The following is a 7,684-nucleotide window of genomic DNA, read 5'->3' on the forward strand; positions in this document are numbered from 1 at the left end:
GCGGAGGTCGTGGCCGTGGACCGTTACGCGGGCGCTCCCGCCATGCAGGTCGCCCACCGCTGGCACGTGGTCGACATGACCGACCCGGCGGCGCTGCGGGCCGTGCTCGCCGAGGAGCGTGAACGGCCCTGCGCGGAACTGCACGTGGTGCCGGAGATCGAGGCGATCGCCACCGAGGTCCTGGTCGACCTCGAGCGGGACGGGCTCCGCGTCACGCCCACCGCGCGTGCGGCCCGGCTGACCATGGACCGCGAGGGCATCCGACGCCTGGCCGCGGAGGAGCTCGGTCTCCCGACCTCCCCGTACCGGTTCTGCGCGAGCGCGGAGGAGGTCGACGCCGCCGTGGCGGCCCTCGGCGTGCCCTGTGTCGTGAAGCCGGTGATGTCGTCGTCCGGGAAGGGCCAGTCCCTCGTCACGGAGCCGACCGGCGGCGCCGCCGCCTGGGACTACGCGCAGGCGGGCAGCCGGACCCAGCAGGCCCGCGTGATCGTCGAGGGGTTCGTCGAGTTCGACTACGAGATCACCCTGCTGACCGTCCGGCACGCCGGCGGCACGTCGTTCTGCGCGCCGATCGGACACGTCCAGGAGGACGGCGACTACCGCGAGAGCTGGCAACCGCAGCCGATGACCGCGACCGCCGCGCACCGTGCGGAGGAGGTCGCCCGGGCGGTCACCGACGCGCTCGGTGGACACGGGGTGTTCGGCGTGGAGCTGTTCGTCGTCGGGGACGAGGTGGTGTTCAGCGAGGTCTCGCCGCGCCCGCACGACACGGGCATGGTCACGATGGCGACGCAGGCGCTGAGCGAGTTCGCGCTGCACGCGCGGGCCATCCTCGGGCTGCCGGTGCCCGCTCCGAGGGTCCCGTTGGTGTCCCCGGGCGCCAGCGCGGTGGTGCTGGGCGGCGAGGTGGCCGAGGCGCCGCGGTTCACGGGGCTGCGGCAAGCCCTCGACGTGGATCCCGCCATCGACGTGCGGCTGTTCGGCAAGCCCGACACGCGTCCGGGGCGGCGGATGGGCGTCGCGCTCGCCCGCGCCGAGGACGCGGAGACCGCCCGCGGTCTGGCAGCCCGGGCGGCGGCGGCGATCAGCGTCGAGCCTGGGGCGCGCTGAACGGGACTCAGGCCGCTGCCAGACCGACCGCGGCGTGTACCGACGCGTCGGACAGGGACGGCACCACGAGGTGCGCGCCGGGGAGCGGGGTCCCCTCGAGGTAGGGAACGCCGATGACGTAGAGGCCCGCCGCGTACGCGGAGCGCACGCCGGGCGGTGAGTCCTCGAGCGCGAGGCTGCGTGCCGGGTCGACGCCCAGGCGCGAGCACGCCTCCAGGTACAGGTCGGGGGCCGGCTTGGGGTGCTCGACGTCGTCGGCGCTGATCACGATCTCGAACCGGTCGCGCACGCCGCCGACCGTCAGCGTGCGCTCGACGAACTCCCGCGAGGAGTTGGAGGCCAGCGCGACCGGTCGCCCCGCCGCGGCCAGCGCGTCGAGCAGCTCGATCGCTCCGGGCCGGGGCGGGCACCCGGCGAGCGCCTCCTCCATCACGAGGTCGTGGAGCTCGTCCATGAGGGCGAACCCCTGCCCGGGCAGCTCCAGCATGCGCTCGAGCTTCGCGGCCGCGACCGCGCGCGAGCTGCCGATGATGTCGCGCTTGTGGGCGTCGGTGAACGTTCGATCGCGCCGGGCGAAGAGGGTCACCTCGGCGCGCGTCCACGCGACCTCGGTATCGAGCAGGAGCCCGTCGTTGTCGAAGACGACGGCGTGGGGCGGCAAGGGTGCGGACACGCCTGCATCGTGGCGAATCTGCGCCCGCGAGCGTTTGTGCGCCAGATTACTGCGGCGGGCGTGCGCTGCTGCCGACCACTCCTCTGATGGTGACCCTGGTGATCTCGAGCTGGGCGCTGACGTTCCTGGCCGGCGGGCTCGCGTGGACCTGGCGACGAGAGGCACACGCGGCGACCTCCCTCGCCGAGCGACGCCTGCGGCACCGCCGCGAGAGCGAGGCCCGCCTGGAGGCCCTCGCCGCCGTCGACGGGCTGACCGGCCTGTCGAACCACCGCAGCTTCCACGACCGTCTCGCCGGCGAGACCGCGCGCGCGGAGCGCCACGAGCGGAACCTGAGCGTCGCGATCCTCGACGTCGACCACTTCAAGCAGATCAACGACCGGTTCGGGCACCCGGCCGGCGACCGGGTGCTCACGGAGACCGCGGAGCGCCTGCGCGGCCTGGTCCGCAACGGGGAGCACCTCGCCCGTGTCGGCGGTGAGGAGTTCGCGCTGGTGCTGCCCGACGTCGACGGCGTCGGCGCGTTCGCGGCGGCCGAGCGCATCCGCCGGGCCATCGCCTCCACTCCGTACGAGGGGGTCGGATCGGTCACGCTCTCGGCCGGCGTCTGCGACCTGGCGACCGCCGGCTCCGCGGGCGAGCTGTACCGGCTCGCCGACCGTGCGCTGTACTGGTCCAAGGCCCACGGGCGCAACCTGACCTTCCGCTACACGCCCGAGGTCGCCGACGAGCTGGAGCACCGCAGCGCCACGTCCGAGGTCCAACGACCAGACACCATCGCGAACCTCCGGGCACTCGTGGCGCTCGTCGCCGATCGGCACCCGTCGACCCAGCACCACGCGGAGCGCGTGGCCGCTATCGCCCACGCCCTCGCGCTGGAGACCGGCTGGGACCCCGAGCGCGCCCACCGCCTGCGTGACGCCGCCCTCGTCCACGACGTCGGCAAGATCGCCCTGCGCGAGGAGGTCCTGTTCAAGCACGGTCCGCTCGATCAGGGCGACCTCGCCCACATCAGGACCCACCCGCTCATCGGCGCCCGGATCGCCGCGCGGGCCCTCGACCCGGAGCAGGCGTCCTGGGTCCGCTGTCACCACGAGCGCTGGGACGGCACGGGCTACCCCGCCGGCCTGCGCGGCACCACGATCCCGGACGGAGCGCAGCTGCTCGGGCTCGCCGACGCGTGGGACGCGATGACCAGCGACCGGTGGTACCGGGCCGCACGTGACCACGAGCAGGCGCTGACCGAGATCGCCCGGCAGGCCGGCCTCCACTTCGCGCCGGACGCCGCCCGCCGGCTCGTGGAACTCGCGGAGAGCGGCCGCCTCGGCCGCATCGCCGGCGCGCACTGACCCGGCCCGGCCCTTCGTGCCCGGCCTCCCCGCGGAGGCTGAGCGTCCGCCGCGTCGACGGGGCGTGGCCATCGCCGCCTCCGTGCGGGATGATCGCGTGATGGCGAACATCGGCATCGGCGAGACCGAGGGGCTCACGGCGCGTGACGTGATCCATCCGCGCATGACCGCCAGCGACGCCGATGCGCCGGTCGGTGCCTTGCGGGCCTGGTTCGACGCCAGCGGCAGCCGCCGGCTCGCCGTGCTCGTCGACGCGACCGGCAACTACGTGGGGGTCGTCACCCCGGACGACCTGCCCGACGACGACGGCGTACCGGCCCGCGAGGTCGCCCGTAGCGGTGTCACCGTCCACGCGGACTCGCCCGCCGACCTGGCGGGCGAACTCGCGCGGGAGGAGCCCTCGCGACGCGTACCCGTCGTCGACGACGAGGGGACGCTGCTCGGCGTCGTCGCCCTCGACGAGGACCGGACGCGGTTCTGCGGAACCACCGCCGGCACGTAGCCGCACCGCCGAGAATCGACGTCCATCACCGCCATGCGCGACGATGCCGCCGTGCGCGTCATCGTCGTCGGTCTCGGAGAAGTCGGTTTCCACGTCGCGCGGACGCTGAGCGCGGACCGCCACGACGTCACGGTGATCGAGCGCGACCGCGCACGCGCCGAGGAACTGCAGGGCGAGCTCGACGCGCTCGTCGTGGTCGGCAACGGCTCGTCCCCCCGGTTCCTGCGCGAGATCGGGGCCGCCGACGCCGACCTCGTGTGCGCCGTCACCCCGATCGACGAGAGCAACGTGATCGCGGCGCTCGCGGCCCACCAGCTCGGCGCGGAACGCACGGTCGCCCGCGTGCGCGACCCGGACTACTTCGGCACCGAGGGCTCCTTCGCACGCGACGTCCTGGGCATCGACTTCGTCATCCACCCGGAGCGCGCCACCGCCGAGGACCTCGCCCAGGCGATCGAGCTCCCCGGGGCGGTGCACGTCGAGCACTTCGTCGACGATCTCGTGTCGGTCGCCGAGGTCGTCGTCACCGACCGATCGCCGCTGCTGCACCGCTCGCTCGCCGAACGGCGGCCCAGCGCGCCGCACGGGGTGCTGGCGATCATGCGGGACACCCGGGTCGTCGCGGCCGAGCCGGGGCACCGGCCGCGGGCCGGAGACCACCTGACGGTCGTCGCGGCGCGCGAGAACATCGACCGGGTCGTCGCCTACCTGGCGGGCCACGTCCGCGAGGTCCACGACGTCGTGATCTTCGGCGGGGGCAAGATCGGGCTGCCGCTCGCCCAGTCGCTGGAGAACTCCGGGCGTTACACGGTCACGGTGATGGAGAGCGACGTCGAGCGCGCCCGCGTCCTCGCCGAGCATCTGCGACGGGCCACGGTCCTGCACGAGGAGGGGCTGGGGAAGGAGGCCCTCCTGGCGCACGGCGTCGACCGGGCCGGCGCGTTCGTCGCCGCGGCCGGGGACGACCGCGCCAACCTGCTCGCCGCCCTCAACGCCAAGCAGCTCGGCGCCGGGATGGCGCTGGCCGTCGTCTCCCGCGAGGAGTACACGCCCCTCGTCGACGCCCTCCACATCGATGCGGGGTTCTCCCCGCGGCTCGTGACCGCGGAGGCGATCCTGCGCGCCGTCCGCGGGGCGAACGTCGAGGCCGTCCACCTGCTGGCGAGCGGCGGTGAGCTCATCGACGTCCAGGTCGATCCGGGGTGCCGCGCGGACGGCAAGTCCATCACCAAGGCGGAGTCGGTCGCCGGGACCCGCGTCGCTGCGATCGTCCGCAACGGGCGCGTGATCATCCCGGAAGGGGACGAGACCATCCATGCGGCGGACCGGCTCGTCACCTTCAACGTGCGCGGCGGGATCAGCCAGGTCGCCGCGGCCTTCGACGCGTGAGGCGCCCCCACTTCAGCCTCGGTCCGGGGTTCAACTGGCGTCTGATCCTGCCCGTCCTCGCGGCGGTGCTCGGGGCGATCACCATCGGGCTCGTGGTCTGCGCCGTCTACGCGCTGGCCGAGGGGGGTGACAGCGCTGCCGCGTTCGCCGTTCCGGCCGCGGTGTACCTGCCGCTGGCCGGACTGCTCGTGGCCCTCGGCAGGCGGTCGCGACGCGTCCCGCTGCGCGCCCGCGACGGGTTCCTGGCCGTCACCCTGGCGTGGCTGACGGCCGCCTTCGCCGGATCCGTGCCGTTCATGCTCGACGACGTCCTTCCCCGGCCGATCGACGCGATCTTCGAGAGCATGGCCGGGTTCACCACGACCGGGGCCTCGCTGGTGAACCCCGAGGAGACGCCGCGGGCCCTGCTGCTGTGGCGCAGCCTCTCGCAGTGGCTGGGCGGCGTCGGCATCGTCGTCCTCCTGGTGGCGATCGCGCCCGCGACCGGCGTCGCGTCGCAGCGGTTGTTCCACGCGGAGATGTCCGGGGTCACCGCGGAACGCCTCACGCCGAGGATCGCCGACACGGCGAAGATCATCCTCGCCATCTACGGCGCGCTCACCGCCGCCGGGTTCGCGGCCTTCGCCCTCGCGGGGATGACGCCGTTCGATGCGATCAACCACATCCTCACCGGCCTGTCCTCCGGCGGCTTCTCGACGCGCACGGACTCGATCGGGTCGTTCGACTCGGTGGCGATCGAACTGGTCGCGATGGTGTTCATGGTCGCCTCCGGCATCAACTTCGCCTTCTACTGGCGGGCGCTTCGCGGCGAGTCCCTGTGGCCGCAGGCGGCCGAGGTCCGCGCGTTCGTGCTGATCCTCGCCGGCAGCGCGGCGGCGGTGACCGCGAGCCTGCTCCTCGCCGAGCACCCCGGTGGGTTCTGGGGCGGCCTGCGCTCGGGCGCGTTCACCGTCACGTCCATCGGCAGCGGGACCGGGTTCATCACCGACGACTACAACGGCTGGAACGACTACGCCCGCACCCATCTCCTGCTGCTGATGTTCATCGGCGGGTGCGCCGGGTCGACGTCCGGGGGCATCAAGGTCATGCGCGCCACGCTGCTGGCGAAGATCGCCGGCCAGGAGCTGTCCCGGCAGTTGCGTCCGCGTGCCGTCACCGTGCTGCGGACGCGCGGGCGCGTGTTCAACGAGGACGTGCGGCGTGCGGTCCTCGCCTTCGCGGTCATCTACCTCCTCGTGGCGGTCGCCGGCACGTTCGCCATGCTCATCGCGGGCCTCGATCTCACGAGCGCCGCCACGAGCGCGGCCTCCTGCCTGACCCTGCTCGGCGCCGGGCTCGGGGCGGTCGGCCCGACCGACGGCTTCGGATCGGTCCCCGACGGAGGTCGCATCGTCCTGATGTTCCTGATGCTGGCGGGACGGTTGGAGGTCCTGACCGTGCTGGTCCTGCTGACGCCGGCCTTCTGGCGGCGCAACGTCGCGTGAGGCGCTCCGGGTCCTGAGCGAACCTAGCCGGCGTCCGTCAGGTCGTCCAATGCCTTGAAGACGAGCTTCTCGTGCTGCTTGGGCTGCACCTTGGGCAGCACGGCGGCGATCTTGCCCTTCGGGTCGATGATGAACGTCGTCCGGGCGGCGCCCCAGTACTTCCGGCCGTACATCGACTTCTCCACCCAGGTGCCGTACTTCTCGCACACCTTGTGATCGGGATCGGCGAGCAGCGTGAAGTTCAGGGACTGCCCGTCGTGGAACTTCTTGACCCGCTCGACCGGGTCCGGCGAGACGCCGAGGACGACGACGTCGCGTGATGCGTATTCGGCCGACGCGTCACGCACGCCGCACGCCTGGGTGGTGCACCCCGGCGTGTCGGCCTTGGGGTAGAAGTACAGAACCACGGTCTGTCCCTTGAGGTCCGAGAGCTTCACCTTCTCACCGTCCTGGTTCAGGAGGGTGAACGCGGGGGCCTTCTGTCCTGGTTCGAGCATGGGGCTCACGGTACCGGTGCCACCAGGCGACGCGGTTGGTGAACTGGTAGTACGCCGCTACCCTGTTCTCGTGGCGACGACGACGGTACAGATCGACTCCAGCCTCCTGGACAAGCTCCGTGCGCGGCGCCCCGGGAAGGACGATCGCGCGCTGCTCGAGGAGCTCGCACGCATCGAACTGGGCTTTGACGCCCTCGCCGACAGCCAGCGCGAGAACGTGATCTCCGAGCCGGACGCGCTTGACGCCGCCGTTGAGGCCGTCCGCGAAGTCCGCGCCGAGCGCGCTTGAGACGCCCCATCATCGACGCGAGCGTTCTGCTCTCGGCAACGGTGTCCTCGCCGCAGAGTCCGTCGGCACGACTCCTTCGCGGCGCCCGCGCCGCCGCGTTCGAGCCGATCGCCTGCCCTCGCTTGATCGACGAGTTCCGCGCCGGACTCCGCAAGCCGTACTTTCACGCGCGCGTCGCCCAGACCCGCGCGGGGGAGATCGTCGACGCGTTCGCGCTCCTCGCAACCATGCTCCCTGACCCGATCGTCGTCCCCGCGGTCCTCCGCGATCCGGCCGACGACTACCTCGTGGCGCTGGCGATCTCTGCGCACGCCGAAGCGATCGTGACCGGCGACCGCGACCTCCTCGATCACGCCGACCTCGCGCCGCCGGCGTGGACACCACGCGCAGC

9 protein-coding genes are annotated in these 7,684 nt (G+C 72.7%); 7 read left to right on the top strand and 2 right to left on the bottom strand.

Going from position 1 to position 7,684, the window contains the following annotated elements; all coding sequences use genetic code 11:
* On the top strand, window positions 1-1,110 hold a 1,110-nt coding region (gene purT / locus ABYE80_RS13960), incomplete at its 5' end, for a formate-dependent phosphoribosylglycinamide formyltransferase (RefSeq protein WP_372790892.1).
* 7 nt (window positions 1,111-1,117) lie between these two features.
* Here purT and ABYE80_RS13965 read toward each other — a convergent pair.
* Window positions 1,118-1,783 (bottom strand): HAD family hydrolase, encoded by a 666-nt coding sequence (locus ABYE80_RS13965; protein WP_372790893.1) that lies wholly within the window; start codon window positions 1,781-1,783, stop codon window positions 1,118-1,120.
* Between the two features lie 86 nt (window positions 1,784-1,869).
* On the opposite strand from ABYE80_RS13965, the gene ABYE80_RS13970 reads away from it, so the two are divergent.
* From ABYE80_RS13970 to ABYE80_RS13985, 4 genes are all read left to right on the top strand, one after another.
* A complete protein-coding gene (locus tag ABYE80_RS13970) occupies window positions 1,870-3,132 on the top strand; it encodes a diguanylate cyclase (RefSeq protein ID WP_372790894.1) in 1,263 nt (420 codons plus the stop codon).
* A gap of 100 nt (window positions 3,133-3,232) precedes the next feature.
* The gene (locus tag ABYE80_RS13975; protein WP_372790895.1) at window positions 3,233-3,634 is read left to right on the top strand and encodes a CBS domain-containing protein; all 402 of its coding nucleotides are present in this window, start codon (window positions 3,233-3,235) and stop codon (window positions 3,632-3,634) included.
* Window positions 3,635-3,685: 51 nt separating this feature from the next.
* On the top strand, window positions 3,686-5,023 hold the full coding sequence (trkA, locus tag ABYE80_RS13980) for a Trk system potassium transporter TrkA (protein ID WP_372790896.1): 1,338 nt from the start codon (window positions 3,686-3,688) through the stop codon (window positions 5,021-5,023).
* Entirely contained in the window at window positions 5,020-6,507 is a 1,488-nt protein-coding gene (locus tag ABYE80_RS13985; RefSeq protein WP_372790897.1) for a TrkH family potassium uptake protein, read from the top strand. Before trkA ends, ABYE80_RS13985 begins: the two co-directional genes overlap by 4 nt.
* A gap of 23 nt (window positions 6,508-6,530) precedes the next feature.
* Here the strand turns inward: ABYE80_RS13985 and bcp are convergent, their stop codons facing one another.
* On the bottom strand, window positions 6,531-7,004 hold the full coding sequence (gene bcp / locus ABYE80_RS13990; RefSeq protein WP_372790898.1) for a thioredoxin-dependent thiol peroxidase: 474 nt from the start codon (window positions 7,002-7,004) through the stop codon (window positions 6,531-6,533).
* Window positions 7,005-7,074: 70 nt separating this feature from the next.
* Here bcp and ABYE80_RS13995 point away from each other — a divergent pair, with 70 nt between their 5' ends.
* On the top strand, window positions 7,075-7,293 hold the full coding sequence (locus ABYE80_RS13995) for a hypothetical protein (RefSeq protein ID WP_372790899.1): 219 nt from the start codon (window positions 7,075-7,077) through the stop codon (window positions 7,291-7,293).
* Window positions 7,294-7,334: 41 nt separating this feature from the next.
* Window positions 7,335-7,684, top strand: a 350-nt coding sequence (locus ABYE80_RS14000) for a putative toxin-antitoxin system toxin component, PIN family (protein ID WP_372790900.1), incomplete at its 3' end; no start/stop codon positions are given.

Source organism: Paraconexibacter sp., from assembly GCF_041602235.1.
Lineage (GTDB): Bacteria > Actinomycetota > Thermoleophilia > Solirubrobacterales > Solirubrobacteraceae > Paraconexibacter.

What these genes read in the sequence shown, in the direction of transcription:
- ABYE80_RS13970 (WP_372790894.1), top strand. Translation starts at nt 1,870, where the DNA reads ATGGTGACCCTGGTGATCTCGAGCTGGGCGCTGACGTTCCTGGCCGGC.
- ABYE80_RS13975 (WP_372790895.1), top strand. Translation starts at nt 3,233, where the DNA reads ATGGCGAACATCGGCATCGGCGAGACCGAGGGGCTCACGGCGCGTGAC.
- bcp (WP_372790898.1), bottom strand. Translation starts at nt 7,004, where the DNA reads ATGCTCGAACCAGGACAGAAGGCCCCCGCGTTCACCCTCCTGAACCAG.